This window comes from Rahnella sp. CJA17(1/100) (assembly GCF_963881615.1).
GTDB lineage: Bacteria > Pseudomonadota > Gammaproteobacteria > Enterobacterales > Enterobacteriaceae > Rahnella > Rahnella aceris.
In genome coordinates this window covers 12,107-34,571 of sequence record NZ_CAWOJA010000013.1, presented here as the reverse complement: position 1 = coordinate 34,571, position 22,465 = coordinate 12,107, and the positions used below count along the sequence as shown (strand labels likewise).

The window sequence follows — 22,465 nt, the reverse complement described above, 5'->3', positions numbered from 1 at the left end:
TCATCATGAAACAGGCAACCTTCTTTCTTCTCGATGCGCCGGACGCCAGTGGCGAGCTCAGCTCGCACGAAGCACTGGCCTGTCTGGTCGCCGCTGAACGTTACCGGATGGGCAAACGTGTTCTGCTGGCCTGTGAAGATCAGAAACAAGCAGAGCGCCTGGATGAAGCGCTCTGGCAACGCGAGCCGAACCACTTTGTGCCCCATAATCTGGCCGGTGAAGGCCCGCGTTTTGGCGCGCCGGTAGAATTATGCTGGCCGGGAAAACGCGGCAATGCGCCACGCGACTTGCTCATCAGCCTGCTGCCTGAGTTTGCAGATTTTGCTACTGCTTTCCATGAAGTGGTAGACTTCGTTCCTTACGAAGATTCCCTTAAACAACTTGCGCGCGAACGCTACAAAGCCTATCGCAGCGTGGGTTTCTCTTTGACGACGGCCACGCCGCCCTCAGTCACCACATTGACCGACGAAAATACGAAGCGAAATGGATAAGACATATAACCCGCAAGACATCGAGCAGCCGCTTTACGAGCACTGGGAACAACAGGGCTATTTCAAGCCACATGGTGACACCAGTAAAGAAAGCTTTGCCATCATGATCCCGCCGCCGAACGTCACCGGCAGCTTGCACATGGGTCATGCTTTCCAGCAAACCATCATGGACGCCATGATCCGCTATCAGCGCATGCAGGGTAAAAATACGCTGTGGCAGGCGGGGACTGACCATGCGGGTATCGCAACGCAGATGGTGGTTGAACGTAAAATCGCCGCTGAAGAAGGCAAAACCCGTCACGATTACGGCCGTGAAGCGTTTATCAACAAAATCTGGGACTGGAAAGCAGAATCCGGCGGCACCATTACCCGCCAGATGCGCCGCCTGGGTGATTCCGTGGACTGGGAGCGTGAACGCTTCACGATGGACGAAGGCCTGTCTGACGCCGTGCGCGAAGTGTTCGTTCGTCTGTACAAAGAAGACCTGATTTACCGCGGTAAACGTCTGGTGAACTGGGATCCGAAACTGCGTACCGCGATTTCAGATCTTGAAGTGGAAAACCGCGAATCCAAAGGTTCCATGTGGCACCTGCGTTATCCGCTGGCTGACGGCGCGAAAACTGCTGAAGGCAAAGATTACCTGGTGGTCGCCACCACGCGTCCGGAAACCGTGCTCGGTGATACCGGCGTTGCCGTTAACCCGGAAGATCCGCGTTACCGCGATCTGATCGGCAAAGAGATCATTCTGCCGCTGGTAGGCCGTCGTATTCCGATTGTTGCCGATGAACACGCCGATATGCAAAAAGGTACAGGTTGCGTGAAGATCACCCCGGCGCATGACTTTAACGACTATGAAGTCGGTAAACGTCACGGCCTGCCGATGATCAATATCCTGACTTTCGATGGTGATATCCGCCAGACCGCTGAAATCTTCGATACTAACGGCGAAGAAAGCGATGCATGCGCCAACGATATCCCTGAGCAGTTCCGTGGCCTTGAGCGTTTTGCCGCACGTAAAGCCGTGGTCGCCGCCTTCGACGAAGCCGGTTTGCTGGAAGAAATCAAACCTCACGATCTGACCGTGCCTTACGGTGACCGTGGCGGCGTAGTTATCGAACCAATGCTGACTGACCAGTGGTACGTGCGCACGGCACCGCTGGCGAAAGTTGCGGTGGAAGCCGTTGAGCAAGGCGACATTCAGTTCGTGCCGAAGCAATACGAAAACATGTACTTCAGCTGGATGCGTGACATTCAGGACTGGTGTATTTCCCGTCAGCTTTGGTGGGGACATCGCATTCCGGCGTGGTATGACGCCGAAGGCAACGTGTTTGTTGGTCGTGACGAAGCGGAAGTGCGCAGCGAGAACAACCTGGGCGCAGACGTCGTGCTGACTCAGGACGAAGACGTGCTCGACACCTGGTTCTCTTCCGGTCTGTGGACGTTCTCCACGCTGGGCTGGCCAGAACAGACGCCTGACCTGAAAGCTTTCCACCCTTCAAGCGTGGTCGTCAGCGGCTTCGACATCATCTTCTTCTGGATCGCGCGCATGATCATGATGACCATGCATTTCGTGAAAGACGAAAACGGTAAGCCACAGGTTCCGTTCCACACCGTGTATATGACCGGCCTGATCCGTGACGACGAAGGGCAGAAAATGTCCAAGTCCAAAGGTAACGTTATCGATCCGCTGGATATGATTGACGGTATCTCGCTGGAAGATCTGCTGGAAAAACGTACCGGCAACATGATGCAGCCGCAACTGGCAGAGAAAATCCGCAAGCGCACCGAGAAGCAATTCCCGAACGGCATCGAACCGCACGGTACTGATGCCCTGCGCTTCACGCTGGCGGCACTGGCGTCTACCGGCCGTGACATCAACTGGGATATGAAGCGTCTTGAAGGCTACCGCAACTTCTGTAACAAGCTGTGGAACGCCAGCCGCTTCGTGCTGATGAACACCGAAGATCAGTATTGTGGCCTGAACGGCGGCGAACTTGAGCTGTCACTGGCTGACCGCTGGATCCTGGCGGAATATAACCGCACGGTGAAATCTTACCGTGAAGCGATGGATAACTACCGCTTCGATCTGGCTGCCAGCATTCTGTATGAATTCACCTGGAACCAGTTCTGCGACTGGTATCTTGAGCTGACCAAACCGGTCATGAACGGTGGCAACGAAGCGCAACTGCGTGGCACCCGTCATACGCTGGTGGAAGTGCTGGAAGGTCTGCTGCGTCTTGCGCACCCGATTATTCCGTTCATCACCGAAACCATCTGGCAGCGCGTGAAATCGCTGAAAGGCATCACAGCAGAAACCATTATGCTGCAGCCTTTCCCTGAGTTTGATGCAGCAAAAGCGGACGAACTGGCGCTGGCCGATCTCGAGTGGATCAAGCAGGCGATCATCGCTATCCGTAACGTGCGTGCCGAGATGAACCTGTCTCCGGCCAAGCCGCTGGAACTGCTGCTGCGTGGCGCGAGTGCGGATGCACAACGTCGTGTGGAACAGAACCTGAGCTTTATTCAGTCTCTGGCGCGTCTGGAGTCCATCACCATTCTGCCTGCTGGCGACAAAGGCCCGGTCTCTGTTACTAAGCTGGTGGAAGGTGCTGAACTGCTGATCCCAATGGCCGGTCTGATTGATAAAGATGCCGAACTGGCACGTCTGGACAAAGAGATGGCGAAACTGGACGGCGAGATTGCTTCGATCGAAGGCAAGCTGTCTAACGAAGGTTTTGTGGCGCGTGCGCCGGAAGCGGTTGTCGCCAAAGAGCGTGAGCGTCTGACGGCCTGTGGTGAAGCGAAAGTGAAACTGGCGGAACAGAAAGCCACGATTGCTGCGCTGTAATCTCAGCCAGATGTAAATGTTAAAATCTATAAAAACAGATGCCAGTCAGTGAAACCTGACTGGCATTTTTTATTCCTGCAACAACCTGATTAACCCGGGGAATTGTTCTGAAATTCCTGCAAAAAAGTATCTGTCATTTTTCTCACCAGCGTTGAGAAAAACTGGTTATTAAGTGCAGCTTTATTGTAAACCATATAGACCGGTTGAGAAGGCAATGTCATATCCGTCGACAACTTCTGGATATCAAAAGAATTTTTCATTTTTTCATAGAAACGTTCTGTGATAAAAGCCAGCATGTCGGATGTTTCTACCATCGAGATAATGGAGAGAAATGAAGGGCTGATAAACCGACATTTCCTGTCAACATGCAGCAAAGTATTAACATCCAACCTGTTAGATAAAAGACTAGTACTCTCGGAATCAACGAAAATATGGCTCTCTTGCGCAGCCTGCTCCCTTGACAGGCTCCCTCTAAGGCGAGGATGCGATCGGCGGCAAATCATCACCGGCACTTCGCTGGAAATATGCTGGCTAACCCGGGAATGGCTAACGTGCGGATGAACGTCAAAAATGATGTCAGCCTTACGGAAAATCAGAGCATCTTCAGTTTCAGCAATCGAATTGCCGCTCGTGCTGTGCACTATTTCACAGTCGGGTGCAATTTCATCCAGTACCTTGCGCATCACGTTTATCGTAAACATTGAAATGTAAGGTGAGCAGTGAACAACAAGTCGGGTCGGCAGAGAATCAAACGAGATATTCTGCAATTTCGCCACTAAATTGTCGTAAGCCTCCGCCAGGCCTTCGTGTATCCCGATCGCAACGGTGGTCGGTGCCAGTGCCTTTCCGTCCCTGATAAACAGTGCGTCATTGTAATGAACACGTAAGCGCCCCAGTGCCTGACTGACAGCAGAAGGCGTGATGCCAAGGGCATCTGCGGCTTTGGTTCCGCTACGATGAATAAAAACAGCCTCAAACGTAGTCAATAAATTGAGATCAAAATTCTTCACCATTTTAAAACGATCGGTGAGTGTGTTCTCTTTCATCCTGTCCAGTCCCCTGACCTCTGGTGAAATACGAGAGTTCGTATTCTCACCATCAATCATAGTCAAGATACTCAATTTTGGTCTCCTTACCGAAAATTAAATTTCATTTATTTCAATGAGTAAAATAGAACGATTATAGTTAAAAAAATCAATTAACAGACACGCTAATAACAGCGCAATAAATACTGAAAACTTGATAGCAGCGATCTTTTACCCACTCCGATTTCAGACTGCCAAAATACGCTCCATTACGGCATTATCCCAGCAATTTCCACGACGACTTTGGCTCAGTTCAATATCATTATCTTCGGCATATTGACGCCATGCTCCACCGGTATATTGGCTCCCCTGATCTGAATGAACCAGCACTTTACCCTTCGGCTGTCGCCACACTTTTGCCACGCGCAATGCGCTTAACGCTAACTCATCTGTCATCGTTTTAGCTACGTCCCACCCCACGACCTTAAAGGGAATAAAGTTCGCCAACCGCTACCATTCCTGACGCGTCGGTATGTACGTTATGTCGGTCACCCACTTTTTATTGGCAGCATCAACGTTAAACTCACGAACAGGATGATTAGGCATAGCTACGTTAATATCTTTCGCTATGACATATCTGCGTCGGCGTTGGCGACCTGATAACCTGAGCCTTTTCATTAGGCTACATGTCGGATAGCGTCCCAGATTAAAACCTTCTTTATGCAACACGATACTTAATGCTCGTCTTCCAAGGCTTCCGCGATTTGCTTTCCAGCAGGCTAAAGCATGGGCATCTCGTTCAGCATTCAATGAGGCCTCTGGGCGATATTTTGCCTTTAACCACCGATAAAATCCGTTACGGCTCACCGTCATGGTTCGATAAAGCAGTGCCACCGGCCAGAACCGGCGATGCTCATTAATAAAAGCGAACCTCAGCGTTGCTCTTTAGCAAAGAAGGCCATGGCCTTTCTGTTGTTCGGGCCATGGGCTCCTCCTGTTCAAGGATTATATCCTCTTAAGTCGGTGTCACCGATTATTAGGACAGAACACTTTACTGAACTATACCTTTAACTAACTTAAATTAAAGTTCGCACCATTCTTATAAAAATAAAAATATCATATAAATCTGCCATGATTCATACATATATATCCATTCTTAAGTTTACTGAATAGTATATTCAGCGTATGCAATGGCGATTCATACGGCAACTATGAATAATGCGCTCCAACGATAAGGGGTACCGGCTTATAAAATCTCTTTATCATCCACCACCCGCTCTTATGAAGAGTGTGTTCTTGTTAAAATAAAGGAATAGTAATGAAAATGACTTCGTTTTTTAAAATGAGTGTACTGGCTGCCGGTATGGTTGCAGCAATGGGTGCAAATGCTGGTGATACTGGTACTTTGAATGTTACTGGTACTCTTATTGCAACTTCATGCACAGTTGATGCAAGCAGCACCACTGACGTGCCATTTGAAACCCTGTCCGCTGAAAGCTTTGCAACTGTTGGCGCAATTTCAGACAAGAAAGACATCGTCTTGAATCTGACTGAATGCCCTGTTTCTCAGACTGGCGTAATGTTTACTGCGAATGGTGCATCTGATGCAACTAACAACCAGTTGCTGGCCCTGTCTACTGATTCAATGGCTACCGGTCTGGGCATCGCTATTTATAACAAAGGCGGCGATCTGATCCCAATGCACTCTGCTTCTGTTGCAGCACCAATCAATGCTGAAACCGGCGTTGCAACCATTAATCTGGAAGCGGCTGCAATGTCCACTGCTGAAGCAGTTACCGGTGGTGCATTCAACGCAACAACTACTTTTGTTCTGTCTTACAACTAATATTTCCCGATTTATTGGCTTGCTGAAAATAAAACACCAAGTTAATAGAATTTGGTTAAAAGGATTAAACCGATCATGAATATGAAAAAATTAAGTGCTGCTGTAGTTGTTATGTTGGGTCTGGGTGTTTCTGCTGCTCAGGCAGATGATGGTTCCCTGAACTTCACTGGTGAAGTGAGCGCAAGCTCTTGTTCAGTTGCTGCAAACAGCACTGTTGTGCCAGTAACTTTTGATAGCTTCTCTGCTTCATCATTAAACTCTATGGCTGCTGGCTCCACTTCATCAGGATTGCAGAAGCCATTTAGCATCACACTGGCTGGCTGTCCTGAAGGCCTGTCTGTTGCTAAAATTAAGCTTGATGGCAAAACTTCCGGCATCACCCCAACTGTGTTTGTCGGTAACTCCACTGCACGCTATGTGGGTATTGTGATTTCCGATGCTGAAACCGGTGCTGTTATTACACCAAAAGAATTCGGTAATGATAAAGCCATCGTTGCTGGCGAAAACACCCTGAACTACCTCGTTGGTTTAACCAAAACCACCACTGAAAGTGCTGCTGTTGCAGGTACTATTGATGTGCCACTAACTTTCACTATGTCTTACGAGTAATATCCTCTGTAATACGTGTGTTTTTTTAATAAAATGGCTGAACCAACCCTCAGCCATTTCATTTAATTTCCTCAACATTACAGTGAGATCATTACCTTCAACTCTCAAGGCTAATTATGTCATTATTTAAAAAATCTCTATTCTCTTTGTTACTGATCGCATTATCCACCCCTTCGTTTGCTGGCTTTTCTGTCGGAGCTACACGTGTTATTTATAACGGCAATATGAAAGAAGCGTCACTTTCAGTTAAAAACACCGAGGACTCGAATGTTTATCTTATTCGCTCATGGGTGAGTTCTGATAAAGCGGGTGAAAAAGTGCCTTTTATTATCACTCCGCCGCTGTTCCGCATTGAACCGGGTCAGGATAATGCCGTACGTATTACCCAGTCTTCGTCGTCTTTAGCGCAGGACAAAGAGTCTGTCTACTGGATTAACACGCTGGCTATTCCTCCTGCGTCTAAAGAAAAGAACTCATTGCAGTTCTCTATCAATACACGTATCAAACTGATCTACCGGCCGACGACATTGAATAACAAAGAGGCGATTGCCAAAGCGTATCAGCAACTCACCTTCTCCCGCTCAGGCAGCGCGATAACTGCCAGTAATCCGACACCTTATTACGTCAACATGACAAAAATTAGCGTGAACGGCAAAGAATTAAAAGAGGGTTATATGGTACCGCCAAAATCGTCGTTGAAAATTGACAATGCCCCGACGGGAAACAGTATCGTCTGGCAGGCTATTAATGACTTCGGCGGATTAACCGAAAAAGCCAAAGCATCAATTTAAATAATTCGAAAGATTAAAACCGGGAATGTCTGTTTATTATGGAAAATAACAATATTAAAAATCATCGGGACAAAGACAGCACGAGAAGAAAAGGTGAAAAAAGAAAGAGTGGCGCATTAAAAAGCATCACTACTGCCCGCTCTTTTTTATTAAAACCCTTATCCTTTTTCATATTGTTATCTCTGCCCTGCCTGGCTTATTCTGCTGAAACATTTAACCCTGAGATGTTAAAAGCTATCGGTGATGGCGGTGACCTGGAAAACGTTAATCTGGATTATTTTGCCGAAAAGGGCGGCCAGATGCCCGGTACGTATCAGGTCGATATCTATCTGAATAACCAGCAGGTCGATTCACGCAACGTCGAGTTCGTCAGCCTGCCGGATGCACCGGGTAAACTCTACGGCGCGATCACACCCGCGGAGATGGCAGAGTACGGCGTGAAACTGGATGTGTATCCGGATCTGAAAGCCGTTGCACCTGACGCAAAGCTGACCAAGCCACTGAGTGCCTATGTGCCGCAGGCCACTGAAAATCTCGATTTAAACCGCAAGCGTTATGACATTACCGTGCCGCAAATCGGGGTAAATATGCGTCCGCGTAACTCGGTGGATCCGAAGCGTTGGGATAACGGCATCGCCGCCTTTATGCTCAACTATAGCTATTCCGGTTCCACCACGGAGCGCGATGACAGCGGTCAGTCAAAGAGTAACTTCGTTAACCTGCGCAGCGGGGCAAACCTCGGCGCGTGGCGTGTGCGTAACTATTCAACCTACAGCAATCAGCAGACCGAAGGCTCGCACGGCGGCGACGACACCAACACCAGTAATTTTGAGTCGATTAATACCTATGTGCAGCGTGACGTGCGTTTTCTGCAGGGGGGCCAACTGACGCTGGGCGAATATTCCACGCCCGCCGATGTCTTTGACAGTATCCAGTTTACCGGGGCTCAACTTGCCTCCGATGACCAGATGCTGCCGGATTCCATGAACCAGTTTGCGCCGACGGTGCGAGGCATTGCCAAGTCTAATGCGCAGGTCACTATCAAACAGAATGGCTATGTGATCTACCAGTCCAACGTATCGCCGGGGCCGTTCGCGATCACGGATCTCTATCCGTCCGGTAACGGCGGCGATATGGAAGTGACGGTAACGGAATCTGACGGTTCCACCACCAAATTCAATATTGCGACCAGTTCAGTGCCGATTTTACAACGTGAAGGCCGCTTCAAATACAACCTGGCACTGGGTAAATACCGCTCAGGTAATGACGATACTCAAACCCCGAACTTTATTCAGCTGTCCAATATTTACGGTCTGACGGCGCGCACCACCGTTTACGGTGGCGTGCAGTATGCCGAAAATTACCGTGCCGCTAACGTGGGTGTCGGTTTTGACTTAGGCAACGTCGGTGCGGTGTCATTTGACGCCACACAAGCCACCAGTGAATTTGATGATGCGCTGGGCACCAAAAAAGGTCAGTCCTACCGGGCAATGTATGCCAAGAACTTCGAGGCAACGGACACCAACCTGCAAATCGCCGGTTACCGTTATTCCACCGAAGGTTATTACGCCTTCAGTGACGTTCAGAACTACCAGCAAGACACTGACAATGATTTCGACAATTACAACCGCTCGCATAACCAGCGCAGCAAAATGCAGTTGTCCGTCAACCAGTCAATCGGTGACTACGGTTCAATTTATGTCAGCGGCAGTCAGCAGGATTACTGGGGCGGCGACGGTAAAGAGAAGCTGTTACAACTGGGTTACAACACCAGCATTTACGGTATCAGTTACGGCTTTAACTACAACTACTCGAAAAACCCGGGCATGACAGAGGCCGATCAGGTGTTTGCCTTCAACATGTCGGTGCCGCTCGATAAGTTCATGGGGCCTTCAGGCACATGGGCAACCTACAACATGAGCACCAAACGCCACGGTTCCACCGTTCAGCAGGCCGGTATCAGCGGCACCCTGCTGGATGATAAAAACCTCAGTTATTCCGCGCAGCAGGGGTATGAAAATCAGGGCAACGGCGCGTCCGGTAATGCCAGCATGGATTACAAAGGCGGCTCCGGCGAAGGCAACCTCGGTTACAGCTATGACCAGGAAAGCCGCCAGTGGAGTTACGGCATTCAGGGCGGCATTCTGCTTCATGAAAACGGCATCACGCTGTCACAACCGCTGGGCGATACCGTGACGCTGGTGAAAGCGCCGGGGGCTGATGACGTCAACGTCGAAAACAACAGCGGTGTACACACCGACTGGCGCGGCTATGCCGTCGTGCCGTATGCCCAGCCATACCGCAAAAACAGCGTGACGCTGGAAACCGAGAGCTTCGGCGACGATGTGGATATGGACATGAGCAGCCAGACGGTGATCCCAACCCGCGGTGCGGTAGTGCGTGCAGAATTCAAAACCCGCGTCGGCCAGCGTGCTTTAGTGCAATTGCTGTTTATGGGTAAACCGGTGCCGTTTGGTGCCACCGTCAGCCTGCTGGATAACGACAGCACCGTCACCGGCATTGTCAGTGACAACGGAGAAGTTTACCTGACCGGCCTGCCGGAAACCGGCAACATCATGGCGAAATGGGGTAACGGCAGCAACGAGCAGTGTAAAGGCGCTTACTCGCTGACCAGCAGCAATGCCAGTGACCCGTCTGCGCTGATTAAACAAATTACGGCGCAATGCCACTGAGGCATGAGGAAGTAACATGAAGAATTTATATGCTATTTTAAAAAAAACCGGCTCCGGCAAGATGGGAATACGGTCAATACTGGCAGTACTTTTGTTGATCTGTGGTGTGCATAACGCCATGGCGCTGGGTGTTTGTAACTATCCCTCCACATTTGGGAAAGTAACGGTAGATCGTCAAATTACAGCAATGCAAAGCCAGCCTGTAGGCAGCGTACTCGCAACTTACACCTATAATCAGCTAAATGTACTGGCCAATAGCTGTACCGGTGATTACATGTTAAACAATATTCCAAATCTTTCTACCTTTCCAGGTAGTTTAACAAATAACTCGATTTATAAGAGTGGGGTCGAGGGAGTAGGAATACGCGTTACTATAGATTATCGACAAGTTAATCCTTTACATACTATCCAAATCCAGACAGGGGATGGCACTACCCCTATTTATCTCTCCAACGTAAAAGTTGAGTTCGTTAAAACGGGGGAGATCGTTCCCGGCAAGGTAACGACGGGTAATCTGGCTTCAGTTGTGATGGAGGACAGTGCAGGCAACAAAGATGTCTTTAAAGTAAACATAGGAACAGTCGTAATTAAGCAGGCATCTTGCGAAATCACCGGCTCAAGCGCGATCCCTGTGCCAATGGGTGAAGCCAAAAAGGAAGATTTTAGTGGCAAGAACTCAACACTCCCCCCGGTAGACATCAAAATCCCTCTGCAATGCTACGCAGACACGACGGTCAATATCAGCTTCGACGCCCAATCTTCGCTGGGTAATGGCATTATTGATTTGACCAAAGGGGGGGCGGAAGGTGTAGGGATACAGCTAAAACTTAATAGTAAACTGGTTGAATTTGACAAAAAGACATTTGTCACCAAGACAACTCAGGAAGGCGCATTCGACATTCCGCTGACTGCGGCCTATATACAAACTGCTGATACAATCAAACCGGGTGTCGCCAATGCGGTGGCGAACTTCACCGTAACCTACGAATAATCGTTAGCGTCTGACGGATTCTTTATCAGAATCCGTCAGACACTTTTACTGATAAATCTACTCCTTCTCAGCCTCCCTGATATGTTCTATTCGCGACGCCATAGCAGGGTGCGAACTCAGCCAGTCAGGTAGATATTCATTCGCTTTCTCATTCTCCGCATCTGCGGACAAACGACGGTAAATCTCAGCCATTTGCTCAAGCGAGCGCCCTTCCCGCTTCATTTCTACTATCGCCCAGTTATCCGCTTCACGCTCCATACCGCGGGAAAATTGCAGTTCATTCGCCAGCGACGCCGTTTGTAATAAGGTATCGCCAATGCCGCTGACATCGCCGGTCATCCATAACAGCGTGAGGGACACCAGCGAGGAACGCACCAGCATGCGCATGGGATGCCGGTAAGCGTGATGTCCCATCTCATGCAGCATTACCCCTGCCAGCGCGTCATCACCCGGGCTAAGCGCCACCAGTTTATCGCTGAGGATCAGCGTGCCGTCCGTCAGCATGAAAGCGTTAGCCACATCGGGAATATTCATCAGCTTCAGCCGGACCGGCGTACGGTCGGTGCGTAATGACGGCGGGATCACCTGCTGGAAAAGCTGCTGAAGTGCTTTCTGTTTATCGGCAGGCAACGCCGAATCCCGGAAATCACTGGCGCTGAGCAGTGTCAGCGTATGACGCCCGAGGTTTTGCTCAACAGTGGTGGGAATTCGCTGCGCAATCACATTGCTGGCCCACGGCAATAAACCGTAGATATAAAAGAAAATCAGCAGGCAGGTCGCCAGCAAGGTGAGGAGCACCCCGCGCTTATGGCTTTCCATGCGGTATATCCAGCCGGGCCGGCGATGCTGCCGTAACCAGTGACGAAATGCACCGTCATCGGCAGGCACAAAACGGCCACCATCGGGAAAAGTGAGAAACAGCGGGATCGTGCCCAGCGCATCAGAAACCTCGATCTCGCTGAGAGAAAAAGTCGGGTTCAGGTTTTCGGCTTCCAGCGTCAGACGCGGGTCGCCGCCCAAAAAAAGGCGGGCAGCCTTGCGAGCTGCCCGTCCCGGAGGCTGATAAAAGCCTTCAATGATCATGCATTACATTCCGACGCCAAGGTCGAACGCCTGAGTCACTTCTTCTGCCACTGCCGTGTTGGCGGTGTCAGCATGCGCCTGAACTTCCAGCAGGGATAAATCACCGGTCACCGCCGTGCAGGCTGCCATATAGCGGGCGGAACGGACATGGGCGACAGGCGTTGCCAGCCCCAGCGAGCAGACCACAATCAGCGCATTGGTGAACAGCAGACCCAGATAAGACATCGTTTTCATGGATGAACGCAGTTTCACGCGATCACCGATTTGCGTCTGGTTAAAGACGTAATTGCGTACAGCCACCACCTGATAGCTCGCCACCACCAGCGCGCCGACAAACATAATGATGAAGGCCAGAATGAAGCTGAATAAATTGCTCATCAGCATCATGCCCGCCATGTCTTCAGACATGCCCCCCATATAAGCCATCTGTAACAGCGTGGTGAAGAAGGAACCCATCAGCCACAGGGCGATGATCAGGAAAGGCAGGAATAACACAATGCCCAGCAGGCTATATTTAATAAATGCGGCTTTTTTCAGATCAGCGCGGAAAGCGGTATTGCCGAAAAAGAGATTATTCACATACAGATCGTGTGTCATGGCGCTGATAATACCCTGCACCGCTGCCACACCCGGTACCAATGCCACCGCCACTAATACCACGCTGATCAGAATCGCGCTGATACTGGCCATCTGAACGGCAATTAATACCACCGCGGTGATCGGAATATACACCGCCAGCATTAACAGAATCGGACACAGATACATTGTCCAGTACGCACGGCCTGTTTTGCAGTGATAGTTAAAACGCACGCCACGGTAACTGGTCATGATCGCGTTATAACGCCAACTGCGGATAATCACCCAGGGCAATAGCGCGAGGAAAACCAGCGCAATCAACAGAGCCAACTGAGGCAGCAGTGCGGCCAGAATATAAAAGACGATAATGCCGCCAATCACCAGCAAACGTCCTTTCAATATCTGAACGGGTTTTGCGTGGTAATCAAAACGGTCGCCATTAATTTCGGTATTACCGAGGAAATAACGACGACGGCGAACGGTCGCCCATGCCGAATAAACCCCCAGAGTGATGATGGTTAATAATGCATTAACCAGCCATATTGCGAAATACTCTCCGCCCTTGCCATGAAAACGTACCTGATGCAGGTTATCGTTATATTGATTATTATCTGACATTTTTATCTTTCGTCCTGAAAGGAATGGGAAGCCGCCCTTCTTAAAATAAAGAAAGATGACAGAGCACATTGTGTAACGATGAAGATTTAATCATGTCCCTGACCTTTCAGGCAATGGATTACTGCGTGTTCCAATGAAAAAAATTCGCATTTGAGATAAGTAAAATCATCGGGAAACGCCTGCGGCGTTGCATCAGCACGCCCTAAAATGGTATTAAAACGGTCTGTTTGTTTGCCTGTTATTGAAACTGAGTGAGTAACATGACGACCTCCCTTCCTGTCAGCGTGCGGGTGCGCCCGATACGCCATGAAGATAACGCTGCCATCGCTAACGTGATCCGCCACGTTTCTGCCGAATTTGGCCTGACTGCCGATAAAGGCTATACCGTCGCTGATCCGAATCTGGATCACCTGTTTGAAACCTACAGCCAGCCCCGTTGTGCCTACTGGGTGGTGGAACTGGACGGGGTGGTCGCGGGCGGTGGCGGCGTCGCACCGTTATCCGGTGCAGATAACGATCTGTGTGAATTGCAGAAGATGTATTTTATGCCAGCACTGCGCGGTCAGGGGCTGGCAAAACGACTGGCCTTACAGGCCATTGAACATGCACGCCAGCAGGGCTTTGCCCGCTGCTATCTGGAAACCACCGCCAGTCTGACCCAGGCGATTGCGCTGTATGAACGTCTGGGTTTCCACCACATTGACTGCGCCCTCGGCAACACCGGCCATGTCGATTGTGAAGTGACGATGTTAAAACACCTCTGACACCGTTGACGTTCTTTATTCGCGCTTTGCAAACAGGCATCTGAATGTTCACACATAAAGCCATTTCCGCGTTAAACGAACTGGAACTGACGGTCTACAACTACATCGTCAAAAACGGCGATAAAGTCATGTACATGACCATTCGTGAACTGGCGGATGCCGCAGGTGTCTCGACCACGACAGTTTTGCGCTTCTGCAAGAAAATGGATTGCGACGGTTATTCCGAATTTCGTATCCGTTTCAAGTTGTTTTTAGAGCATGAAGAAAAGCCGCCGGTGTCGTTTGGCATCAGTGAGATCATCAGTTATTTCAAAAGTATTAATAACAGTGAGTTTGATGAATTATTAGAAAAGGCCGCCCGCCAGATTGCCAATGCGCAGCGTATTATATTTGTAGGTGTAGGAACCTCAGGTTCATTAGGAAAATACAGCGCACGCTTTTTCTCTAATGTCGGAAAATTCAGTACCTTTATTGATGACCCTTATTTCCCGATCAACAGTGATATGTATAAAGACGCTATCGCCATTATTCTTTCTGTCTCGGGTGAAACGGAAGAAGTGCTGCGTTTTGCTACGCAGTTCAGCCAGCATAATTGCAAAATCATCAGCCTCACTAACAGCGAAAACTCAACACTGGCGCGGCTTGCAGACCTCAACATCTCTTATCACATGCCGCAAATAGTCCTCGAAGGACAATATAATATTACCACGCAGATCCCGGTACTTTATATTATTGAGACCATCGGCAAGAAATTACCGTTAATAAAACGTGACTCAGCGCAATGAAAAAACAGGGTGTTTTTAATAAGTAACAAATCACCCGATTTGATTTTTGTTATATCGTGACAATACCTTTTCTTTTGCTACACTCCTGCCGACGAGTAAAAAAACAAAAAAGCTCACCTCTGTATTCCCGCAGGAGAATAATAAACAATGGCTATTGATTACGCTCAGACCGCTCAGGATATTGTTAAATATATTGGTGGCGATAATAATGTGATTAGCATCACACATTGCGCCACACGTTTACGTTTTGTTCTGAAAGATAATAAAGCCGTCGATAAAGAAGAATTAAAACGAGTGAAAGGCGTTATCACCGTTATCGAGGCCGGCGGACAAATGCAGGTGGTGATCGGCAATCACGTGAGCGACGCGTACAATCAGGTGCTGAAATTGATCCAGATTGATGAAAATGCACCGGTTTCTGCACCGAATGTGGGTATTGTCAGCCGCGTCATGGACGTGATATCCAGCATCTTTACGCCTTTCCTTTATCAGCTTGCCGCCTGCGGTATTTTGCAGGGGATTATTTCCTTCCTGGCTGCCATCGGCATTATGGACGCCAGCAGCGGTACCTACCGTATTCTTAATTTTGTGTCGTGGACGGCCTTTACCTTCCTGCCGGTGATGATTGCTTTCACCGCCGCGAAAAAATTCAACGTCAATCCTTTCACCGCAGTCATTACAGCCTGCGCGCTGATCAGCCCCGATTACATGAATATGCTGACAGCCTTTAAGATCACGTCGATCAACTCCGCCGATCCGGCCATGCAGCAACTAATGCGTGAAGCGGTCAGCAATCCTGATATTGCGAATATCCTGCAGAACGTGGTCGGTATTCCGGTTTCCGCACCAACGCTCGATTTCCTCGGTATTCCGGTGAAATATCTGAGCTATACCGCGTCTGTTATCCCGATCATTCTGATGGTCTGGGCAATGTCGTACATCGAACACTTCTTCAATAAAGTGCTGCCGGTGGTTATCCGCAACCTGTTCACACCGATGTTTTGTATCGCCATTATGGTGCCGATGACCCTGCTGGTGTTTGGCCCGGTCGGAAACCTGATCGGTGGCGCGATTGGCGGCGTATACAACTACCTCTATCACCTCAGCCCGACCATTGCCGGCTTCGTGGTCGGTGCCTTCTGGCAGCCGCTGGTCACACTTGGCGTTCACTGGGGCATTACGCCGGTCACCGTCGGCAACTACGCGACGCTGGGTTACGACACTTTTACCGGCCTGCAGGCTTCTGCCGTCTTCGCGATGACCGGCAGCATGTTTGGCGTGTATCTGAAAACCCGCAGCCGCGAAATGAAAGGGATCTCATTGTCTGCGGGCGTCACCGGCCTGTTCGGCATCACTGAACCCGCTATTTATGGTGTGGCGCTGCGCCTGAAAAAACCGTTCCTGTGCAGTTGTGTCGCAGGTGGGATTGGCGGTGCGATTGCCGGTTCCTTTAACGCCGTGTCATGGAGCTACTGCCTGCCGGGGATTGCCGTACTGCCGGTGTTCTTCAAAGAAGGTCATATGCCACAGTTCCTCGGTTTCCTGCTGTCCATTAGCGTCGCCTTTGTGCTCGGTGCGTTGTTCACCTGGCTGGTCGGTTTCAAAGATGAACCCGATGTTGCCGCGACCCAAAAAGTACCGGCAGAAACCCGTCGGGCTGCGCAGGCGGAAATGAATTAAATCTGACATTACGATCTACAGGGCAGAAGCAATCTGCCCTCATCAAGTATCCAGGGAGAATCAAATGAACCATCAGTTACCGAAAGATTTCTTGTGGGGCGGCGCGGTAGCGGCGCATCAGGTGGAAGGCGGCTGGAACCAGGGCGGCAAAGGCATCAGCATTTGCGACGTCCTTTCCGGCGGCGCGCACGGCGTTGACCGTGTGATGACCGACGGCGTCCTTGACGGCTACAGCTACCCGAACCACGAAGCCGTCGATTTCTACTCGCACTACAAAGAAGACATCGCGTTGTTCGCCGAAATGGGTTTCAAATGCTTCCGCACCTCGATTGCCTGGACGCGTATCTTCCCGAACGGTGACGAATTACAGCCAAACGAAGCCGGTCTGCAATTTTATGACGATATGTTTGATGAGCTGCTCAAACACAATATTGAGCCGGTGATCACCCTCTCCCACTTCGAAATGCCGTGGCATCTGGTGAAGGAATATGGCGGCTGGAAAAACCGTCAGGTGGTGGATTTCTTTGTGCGTTTCAGCCAGGTGGTGATGGAACGCTACAAAGGCAAAGTGAAATACTGGATGACCTTCAACGAGATCAATAACCAGCGTAACTGGAAATATCCGCTGTTCGGTTATTGCTGCTCCGGCGTGGTATTTACCGAGGAGGAAAATCCGGAAGAGACGATGTATCAGGTGCTGCATCATCAGTTCGTGGCCAGCGCTAAAGTGGTGAAACTTGGCCATGAGATCAACCCTGATTTTCAGATTGGCTGCATGATCGCCATGGTGCCGCTCTATCCGTTCTCCTGCCATCCTGACGACGTGATGTATTCCGTTGAAGCAATGCACGAACGCTTTCTGTTCAGCGACGTCCACATGCGCGGTTACTACCCGGCGTATGCACTGAAAGAGTGGGAACGCCGTGGCTTTAATATCAAAATGGAAGATGGCGATTTACAGGCGCTGCGCGATGGCTGTGCGGATTACATCGGCCTGAGCTATTACATGAGCAACGCGATTTCAGCGCACAATCCGAGTGATGATAATGGCTTGTCCGGCTTTGCAGGCAGCGTGCCGAATCCGCACGTGAAAGCGTCTGACTGGGGCTGGCAGATTGATCCCGTCGGGCTACGTTACACCCTGAATATTTTGTACGAGCGTTATCAGAAGCCGCTATTTATTGTCGAGAATGGCTTTGGTGCGATCGACAAAGCGGGTGATGACGGCGTCATTCACGATGATTACCGCATTGCGTATCTGAAAGCACACATCGCGCAGATGAAAAAAGCCGTGCTGGAAGACGGCGTAGATCTGATGGGTTACACACCGTGGGGATGTATTGACTGTGTGTCGTTTACCACCGGGCAGTACAGCAAACGTTATGGCTTCATTCACGTCGATAAAAACGATGATGGCACCGGCACAATGGCACGCTCGAAAAAGGAGAGTTTCGGCTGGTATCAGAAAGTGATTGAGAGTAACGGGGACGTGCTTTAATTAACGCCTCCCCCTGCGAAGGGGGAGGCATTCAGATTAATGACGTTTTCCGTCATCATCTTCATCAACGAAATCTTCGTCTTCGCCTTCTTCACCTTCTTCACCTTCTTCGTCGTCATCGCCTTCGAAGTAAGTGCCCCAGCCGTCATAGTTGACGCCGTTGGCCTCGGCCAGATTCATCAGTTGCTCAACCTGGATGTCGATCAACTCCGCTTTCAGCGCGATTTCGCTGATCACGTCGCAGCACATCACGGTTGAACCATCTTCCACTTCCAGTTCTTCAGCGTCAGTGACTTCATAACCCAGTTTGAATGCTTCAACTGCTGCTTTCTCCAGAACTTCAAACTTCTCTGAAGATAAGTGGTGTTCGATAGTGTAAAGCGCGTCAGGATCACTGCCATCATCCAGCAGTTCTTCGATGATTAAGCGAGTCTCTTCACGTTGTTCTTCCAGCAATTCACGGTTTGCCATATCTCTGTCCTCAATCAATGTGACGTTTGTACGCTATTTTCACACACCGCAGGGCGCGTCTCCACTATAAACGACAAAGTTTTTACTGCGGGGTTGTATTTGCATATTCATCCAGTTAAATTGAATTTAAATTCAATCCGAAATGCTTACGCGCTATGGAGCGACATCATGAGTTTGTTGAGTAAACGTCATTTTCTCAGGTTACTGGATTTTACCCCGTCAGAGATTTCGTCACTGCTGAAACTCTCCGCAGAATTAAAAGCGGCTAAGAAAAACGGCACCGAAAAAGCCCGCCTGCAAGGCAAAAACATCGCGCTCATCTTCGAAAAAGACTCAACCCGCACCCGATGCTCTTTCGAAGTTGCCGCATACGATCAGGGGGCGAAAGTCACCTATCTCGGCCCAAGCGGCAGCCAGATCGGCCACAAAGAATCGATGAAAGATACCGCCCGCGTCCTTGGCCGCATGTACGACGGTATTCAGTATCGCGGTTACGGTCAGGATAAAGTGGAAATTCTGGCGCAATATGCCGGTGTCCCCGTGTGGAATGGCTTAACCAACGAATTTCACCCGACGCAGTTGCTGGCTGACCTGCTGACCATGCAGGAACACCTGCCGGGCCAGCCACTGAAAGGCATGCGTCTGGCCTATCTGGGCGACACCCGTAACAATATGGGCAATTCGCTGCTGGAAGCAGCCGCATTATGCGGTCTGGATTTGCGCCTTGTCGCACCGTCGGCCTGCTGGCCGGAAGCAGAACTGGTCGCCACCTGTGAGCACCTGGCGAAAGAAAATGGCGGCAGCATTACCCTGACCGAAGATATTGCGACCGGCGTGAAAGAGGCTGATTTCCTGTATACCGACGTGTGGGTTTCCATGGGCGAGCCGAAAGAAGTCTGGAAAGAGCGTATTAATTTGCTACGCCCTTATCAGGTCAACAGCGCGATGCTGGCGCTGACAGGCAATCCGCAGGTGAAATTCCTGCACTGCCTGCCAGCCTTCCATGACGACCAGACCACGCTGGGCAAACAAATGGCGGAAGAGTATGGCCTGCACGGCGGCATGGAAGTCACCGATGAAGTCTTTGAATCCAGCCACAGCGTAGTATTTGATCAGGCTGAAAACCGTCTGCATACCATCAAAGCGGTGATGGTTGCCACCCTCGGTAACGACTGATTTCCCCCGGGCGTGCAGCAAGGATACACTTCCTGCACGCTGCAATCTTTACATCGTTTTGCACTTTATCCCGCCCGTTCCCGCCAGAAGACTGCATTTTCAGCTAACCTTTTTAAAGCGCTTTGGTCAAAAAAACAAAAATGCAGAAGAAGGAACCGATATGAGCTCAGTCAATCTTGAGTATGTTCTGCGGCTGGAAAGCCTGTTAAGCAGGATTTACCCCCGGGAACACATCGCCGACCTGCTGAAAAAAATCCTGCATCTCGCCGACAAATGGAATTACGGCAAACACCGCACCACCCGCTGGGTGGATGGTACCAATATTTATCTGATTACTTATGGCGATAATATCCGTCACGGCGAGCAACCGCCGCTGGCGACGCTCAATCATTTCGCTAACACTTATCTGCGCGACATTATCAGCGACATCCATATTCTGCCGATGTATCCGTACAGTTCAGACGACGGCTTCAGCGTCATTGACTACCGGCGGATCGATGAACATCTTGGTGGCTGGTCAGATATTCATCACCTTTCGGCCAATTTCAACCTGATGTTTGATTGCGTGATCAACCATATTTCCCGCTCAAGCGAATGGATGAAAGGCTATCTGCATGACGATCCGTATTACAAAGATTACTTTATTGCCGCTAATCCCGAGCTGGATTACAGCCGCGTCGTGCGCCCGCGCGCTTCGCCGCTACTCTCGCCATTTATCAAAACCGACGGCACCGAGCTGTATCTGTGGACGACGTTTAGTGAAGATCAGATCGATATTAATTTCAAGAATCCTCAGGTCTTGCTGGAAAGCATTGATGTGCTGTTGCAATACGCCGCCAGCGGCGGGCAGTCGATCCGCCTCGATGCGATTGGTTATATCTGGAAAGAAACCGGGACGCGCTGCATTCACATGCCACAGGCACATAACATCATTAAAGTCTGGCGCACTATTCTCGATGAAGTGATCCCCGGCACGCGGATCATCACTGAAACCAATGTCCCGCATCACGAAAATATCAGTTATTTCGGCGAAGGTGACGAGGCACACATGGTGTATCAGTTCCCGCTGCCACCGCTGACCTTGCACGCTTTTTTGCGTCAGGACACCACCACGCTCACCCAATGGGCGCAAAGCCTGAATGCGGAAGCCCGTTACCCTGACACCACCTATTTCAACTTTCTTGCCAGCCACGACGGCATCGGTCTGCGCCCGACCGAGACCTTCCTGACCGATGATGAACGTAAATACATGGCGCAGGAAACGCTGCGCAAGGAAGGCCGCGTGTCCTATAAAGACAACGGCGACGGCACCCATTCGCCTTACGAACTGAACATTAATTACCTGAGCGCGCTGACCGAACCGGAAGATAATACCGAGATGAAAGCCCGCAAGTTTCTGGCGGCACAGGCGCTGTTATTGTCGTTTATCGGCGTCCCGGCGATTTATATTCACAGCCTGCTGGGCAGCGAGAACGATCTCGACGGCATGCACCAGTCCGGGATCAACCGCCGCATCAACCGTAAAAAGCTGGATCTGATGGATATTGAAGCTGAACTGGAAAAAAAAGACGGCTTACGCGCCCGCATTTTTTACGGATTACAGGCACTCATCAGGCACCGCCGCGAGCACCCGGCATTTTCACCGCAGGCTGGCCAGCGCGTGTTTGATCTGGGCAAATCGCTGTTTGCGATGGAACGCTATGATCCGAAAACCGAAGACCGGATCAGCTGCATATTCAATATCAGCGATCATTCGCAGATGCTGAAGCTGGCGGTCGAAGGGAAGGATCTGATTAGCGGAGAAGTATTTAACGGCCAGATGCGTCTCCAGCCGTGGCAGGTGGTGTGGATCAAACACAAACTCAAAGCGCCGGAACGTCTCGGCAGGCTGCGTCGCTGGCGGATGAAGCTGATCAAGCGCACAAAGCGCTACACAATCAGCATTAAGCGGACAATGCGCTGACGTTCATTTTCACCACGGCTTTACGCACATTGGCCGGTTCGCCGACGGCGCACAGCGGTTTATGCACTTCGCCCGGATAAAACACCACGAAATCGCCGGTCTGCATGATCATGGTTTTTTCCTGCTCACCGGCAGCCAGGAACGCGATGTCTTTCTCTTCCAGCCAGTCGGTATCGACATACCCTGCCGGTAAGTTGCTGAACGTCATGCCTTCGGTGCCGTTGAGGATAATCTGGATATCCAGATTACGTGCGTGGAACTCGGCACGGCGTTCAGCCTGTGGCGCAGTGGAATCATTGGAAATCAGCACAAAAACGTCGTTGCCGCGGATATCGTGTTTACCCAACGGGGTGTCCGGCGTGATGTGCTGTTTAACGTATTCAATGGCTTCGCGCAGTTCAGCGGGCAGATAAGGGACGAGATGCAGTGCGTGGATGTTTCCTGTGATCATCATAACCTCGGGTTTGTAATGCATGAGTGAAACAGCGTTTCATAAATACTAATCCTGTTTGCTGTCTGCTTGCCAGAGCGGGATCAAAATTTTGACTTCCTGGAGG

Annotated in this window: 19 protein-coding genes; 13 read left to right on the top strand and 6 right to left on the bottom strand. The window is 50.3% G+C overall.

Translation table 11 applies throughout. The annotated features are described in order from the left end of the window. Positions 1-5: 5 nt before the first annotated feature. Positions 6-491 carry a DNA polymerase III subunit chi gene (locus AACU55_RS09350; protein WP_013577147.1) on the top strand — a complete coding sequence of 162 codons (486 nt, stop codon included), beginning with the start codon at positions 6-8 and terminating at the stop codon, positions 489-491. Next, positions 484-3,339 (top strand): valine--tRNA ligase, encoded by a 2,856-nt coding sequence (locus tag AACU55_RS09345; RefSeq protein ID WP_134706875.1) that lies wholly within the window; start codon positions 484-486, stop codon positions 3,337-3,339. The genes AACU55_RS09350 and AACU55_RS09345 overlap by 8 nt, the downstream gene beginning before the upstream one ends. Positions 3,340-3,428: 89 nt before the next feature. Here the strand turns inward: AACU55_RS09345 and AACU55_RS09340 are convergent, their stop codons facing one another. Together AACU55_RS09340 and AACU55_RS09335 are read right to left on the bottom strand one after the other, a co-directional pair. Then, positions 3,429-4,460 carry a LysR family transcriptional regulator gene (locus AACU55_RS09340; protein ID WP_231576027.1) on the bottom strand — a complete coding sequence of 344 codons (1,032 nt, stop codon included), beginning with the start codon at positions 4,458-4,460 and terminating at the stop codon, positions 3,429-3,431. A gap of 150 nt (positions 4,461-4,610) precedes the next feature. Continuing rightward, positions 4,611-4,871, bottom strand: coding sequence for an IS3 family transposase (locus AACU55_RS09335; protein ID WP_051930991.1), 261 nt, complete (start codon positions 4,869-4,871; stop codon positions 4,611-4,613). Positions 4,872-5,682: 811 nt separating this feature from the next. Here AACU55_RS09335 and AACU55_RS09330 point away from each other — a divergent pair. The 5 genes from AACU55_RS09330 to AACU55_RS09310 all read left to right on the top strand — a co-directional run bounded on the left by AACU55_RS09330 (position 5,683) and on the right by AACU55_RS09310 (position 11,294). Further along, entirely contained in the window at positions 5,683-6,210 is a 528-nt protein-coding gene (locus tag AACU55_RS09330; RefSeq protein WP_037033548.1) for a fimbrial protein, read from the top strand. Between the two features lie 75 nt (positions 6,211-6,285). Then, entirely contained in the window at positions 6,286-6,819 is a 534-nt protein-coding gene (locus AACU55_RS09325; RefSeq protein ID WP_037033549.1) for a fimbrial protein, read from the top strand. A 116-nt stretch (positions 6,820-6,935) separates the two neighbouring features. After that, positions 6,936-7,610 carry a fimbrial biogenesis chaperone gene (locus tag AACU55_RS09320; RefSeq protein WP_037033550.1) on the top strand — a complete coding sequence of 225 codons (675 nt, stop codon included), beginning with the start codon at positions 6,936-6,938 and terminating at the stop codon, positions 7,608-7,610. 38 nt (positions 7,611-7,648) lie between these two features. Next, a complete protein-coding gene (locus tag AACU55_RS09315; RefSeq protein ID WP_134706874.1) occupies positions 7,649-10,303 on the top strand; it encodes a fimbria/pilus outer membrane usher protein in 2,655 nt (884 codons plus the stop codon). 16 nt (positions 10,304-10,319) lie between these two features. Then, positions 10,320-11,294 (top strand): fimbrial protein, encoded by a 975-nt coding sequence (locus tag AACU55_RS09310; RefSeq protein WP_134706873.1) that lies wholly within the window; start codon positions 10,320-10,322, stop codon positions 11,292-11,294. A gap of 57 nt (positions 11,295-11,351) precedes the next feature. Here the strand turns inward: AACU55_RS09310 and AACU55_RS09305 are convergent, their stop codons facing one another. Continuing rightward, positions 11,352-12,377 carry a M48 family metallopeptidase gene (locus AACU55_RS09305; protein ID WP_134706872.1) on the bottom strand — a complete coding sequence of 342 codons (1,026 nt, stop codon included), beginning with the start codon at positions 12,375-12,377 and terminating at the stop codon, positions 11,352-11,354. Positions 12,378-12,380: 3 nt separating this feature from the next. Next, complete coding sequence (locus AACU55_RS09300; protein WP_037035110.1) at positions 12,381-13,571, bottom strand: YjgN family protein; 1,191 nt, start codon at positions 13,569-13,571, stop codon at positions 12,381-12,383. A 260-nt stretch (positions 13,572-13,831) separates the two neighbouring features. Here AACU55_RS09300 and AACU55_RS09295 point away from each other — a divergent pair, with 260 nt between their 5' ends. The 4 genes from AACU55_RS09295 to AACU55_RS09280 all read left to right on the top strand — a co-directional run bounded on the left by AACU55_RS09295 (position 13,832) and on the right by AACU55_RS09280 (position 18,298). After that, complete coding sequence (locus AACU55_RS09295) at positions 13,832-14,335, top strand: GNAT family N-acetyltransferase (protein WP_013577157.1); 504 nt, start codon at positions 13,832-13,834, stop codon at positions 14,333-14,335. A gap of 44 nt (positions 14,336-14,379) precedes the next feature. Beyond that, on the top strand, positions 14,380-15,120 hold the full coding sequence (locus AACU55_RS09290) for a MurR/RpiR family transcriptional regulator (RefSeq protein WP_037035108.1): 741 nt from the start codon (positions 14,380-14,382) through the stop codon (positions 15,118-15,120). A gap of 147 nt (positions 15,121-15,267) precedes the next feature. Next, positions 15,268-16,800, top strand: a complete 1,533-nt coding sequence (locus tag AACU55_RS09285; protein WP_134706871.1) for a PTS transporter subunit EIIC — start codon at positions 15,268-15,270, stop codon at positions 16,798-16,800. 64 nt (positions 16,801-16,864) lie between these two features. Further along, positions 16,865-18,298: a 6-phospho-beta-glucosidase gene (locus AACU55_RS09280; protein WP_134706870.1), complete on the top strand. Its 1,434-nt coding sequence runs from the start codon at positions 16,865-16,867 to the stop codon at positions 18,296-18,298. Between the two features lie 36 nt (positions 18,299-18,334). On the opposite strand, the gene rraB is transcribed toward AACU55_RS09280, so the two are convergent. Continuing rightward, positions 18,335-18,769 (bottom strand): ribonuclease E inhibitor RraB, encoded by a 435-nt coding sequence (gene rraB, locus AACU55_RS09275; protein WP_134706869.1) that lies wholly within the window; start codon positions 18,767-18,769, stop codon positions 18,335-18,337. Between the two features lie 168 nt (positions 18,770-18,937). Between rraB and argF the strand changes: the two genes are divergently transcribed. Together argF and AACU55_RS09265 are read left to right on the top strand one after the other, a co-directional pair. Beyond that, entirely contained in the window at positions 18,938-19,945 is a 1,008-nt protein-coding gene (argF, locus tag AACU55_RS09270; protein ID WP_037035102.1) for an ornithine carbamoyltransferase, read from the top strand. Positions 19,946-20,105: 160 nt separating this feature from the next. Further along, a complete protein-coding gene (locus AACU55_RS09265; RefSeq protein ID WP_134706868.1) occupies positions 20,106-21,908 on the top strand; it encodes a sugar phosphorylase in 1,803 nt (600 codons plus the stop codon). On the opposite strand, the gene AACU55_RS09260 is transcribed toward AACU55_RS09265, so the two are convergent. Next, on the bottom strand, positions 21,889-22,359 hold the full coding sequence (locus AACU55_RS09260; RefSeq protein ID WP_037035120.1) for a YhcH/YjgK/YiaL family protein: 471 nt from the start codon (positions 22,357-22,359) through the stop codon (positions 21,889-21,891). The two genes, AACU55_RS09265 and AACU55_RS09260, sit on opposite strands and share 20 nt — an antisense overlap. Between the last annotated feature and the right edge of the window lie 106 nt (positions 22,360-22,465).

Coding starts and splice junctions, on each gene's coding strand:
- AACU55_RS09350 (WP_013577147.1), top strand. CDS start 6: ATGAAACAGGCAACCTTCTTTCTTCTCGATGCGCCGGACGCCAGTGGC.
- AACU55_RS09345 (WP_134706875.1), top strand. CDS start 484: ATGGATAAGACATATAACCCGCAAGACATCGAGCAGCCGCTTTACGAG.
- AACU55_RS09330 (WP_037033548.1), top strand. CDS start 5,683: ATGAAAATGACTTCGTTTTTTAAAATGAGTGTACTGGCTGCCGGTATG.
- AACU55_RS09325 (WP_037033549.1), top strand. CDS start 6,286: ATGAATATGAAAAAATTAAGTGCTGCTGTAGTTGTTATGTTGGGTCTG.
- AACU55_RS09320 (WP_037033550.1), top strand. CDS start 6,936: ATGTCATTATTTAAAAAATCTCTATTCTCTTTGTTACTGATCGCATTA.
- AACU55_RS09315 (WP_134706874.1), top strand. CDS start 7,649: ATGGAAAATAACAATATTAAAAATCATCGGGACAAAGACAGCACGAGA.
- AACU55_RS09310 (WP_134706873.1), top strand. CDS start 10,320: ATGAAGAATTTATATGCTATTTTAAAAAAAACCGGCTCCGGCAAGATG.
- AACU55_RS09305 (WP_134706872.1), bottom strand. CDS start 12,377: ATGATCATTGAAGGCTTTTATCAGCCTCCGGGACGGGCAGCTCGCAAG.
- AACU55_RS09300 (WP_037035110.1), bottom strand. CDS start 13,571: ATGTCAGATAATAATCAATATAACGATAACCTGCATCAGGTACGTTTT.
- AACU55_RS09295 (WP_013577157.1), top strand. CDS start 13,832: ATGACGACCTCCCTTCCTGTCAGCGTGCGGGTGCGCCCGATACGCCAT.
- AACU55_RS09290 (WP_037035108.1), top strand. CDS start 14,380: ATGTTCACACATAAAGCCATTTCCGCGTTAAACGAACTGGAACTGACG.
- AACU55_RS09285 (WP_134706871.1), top strand. CDS start 15,268: ATGGCTATTGATTACGCTCAGACCGCTCAGGATATTGTTAAATATATT.
- AACU55_RS09280 (WP_134706870.1), top strand. CDS start 16,865: ATGAACCATCAGTTACCGAAAGATTTCTTGTGGGGCGGCGCGGTAGCG.
- rraB (WP_134706869.1), bottom strand. CDS start 18,769: ATGGCAAACCGTGAATTGCTGGAAGAACAACGTGAAGAGACTCGCTTA.
- argF (WP_037035102.1), top strand. CDS start 18,938: ATGAGTTTGTTGAGTAAACGTCATTTTCTCAGGTTACTGGATTTTACC.
- AACU55_RS09265 (WP_134706868.1), top strand. CDS start 20,106: ATGAGCTCAGTCAATCTTGAGTATGTTCTGCGGCTGGAAAGCCTGTTA.
- AACU55_RS09260 (WP_037035120.1), bottom strand. CDS start 22,359: ATGATCACAGGAAACATCCACGCACTGCATCTCGTCCCTTATCTGCCC.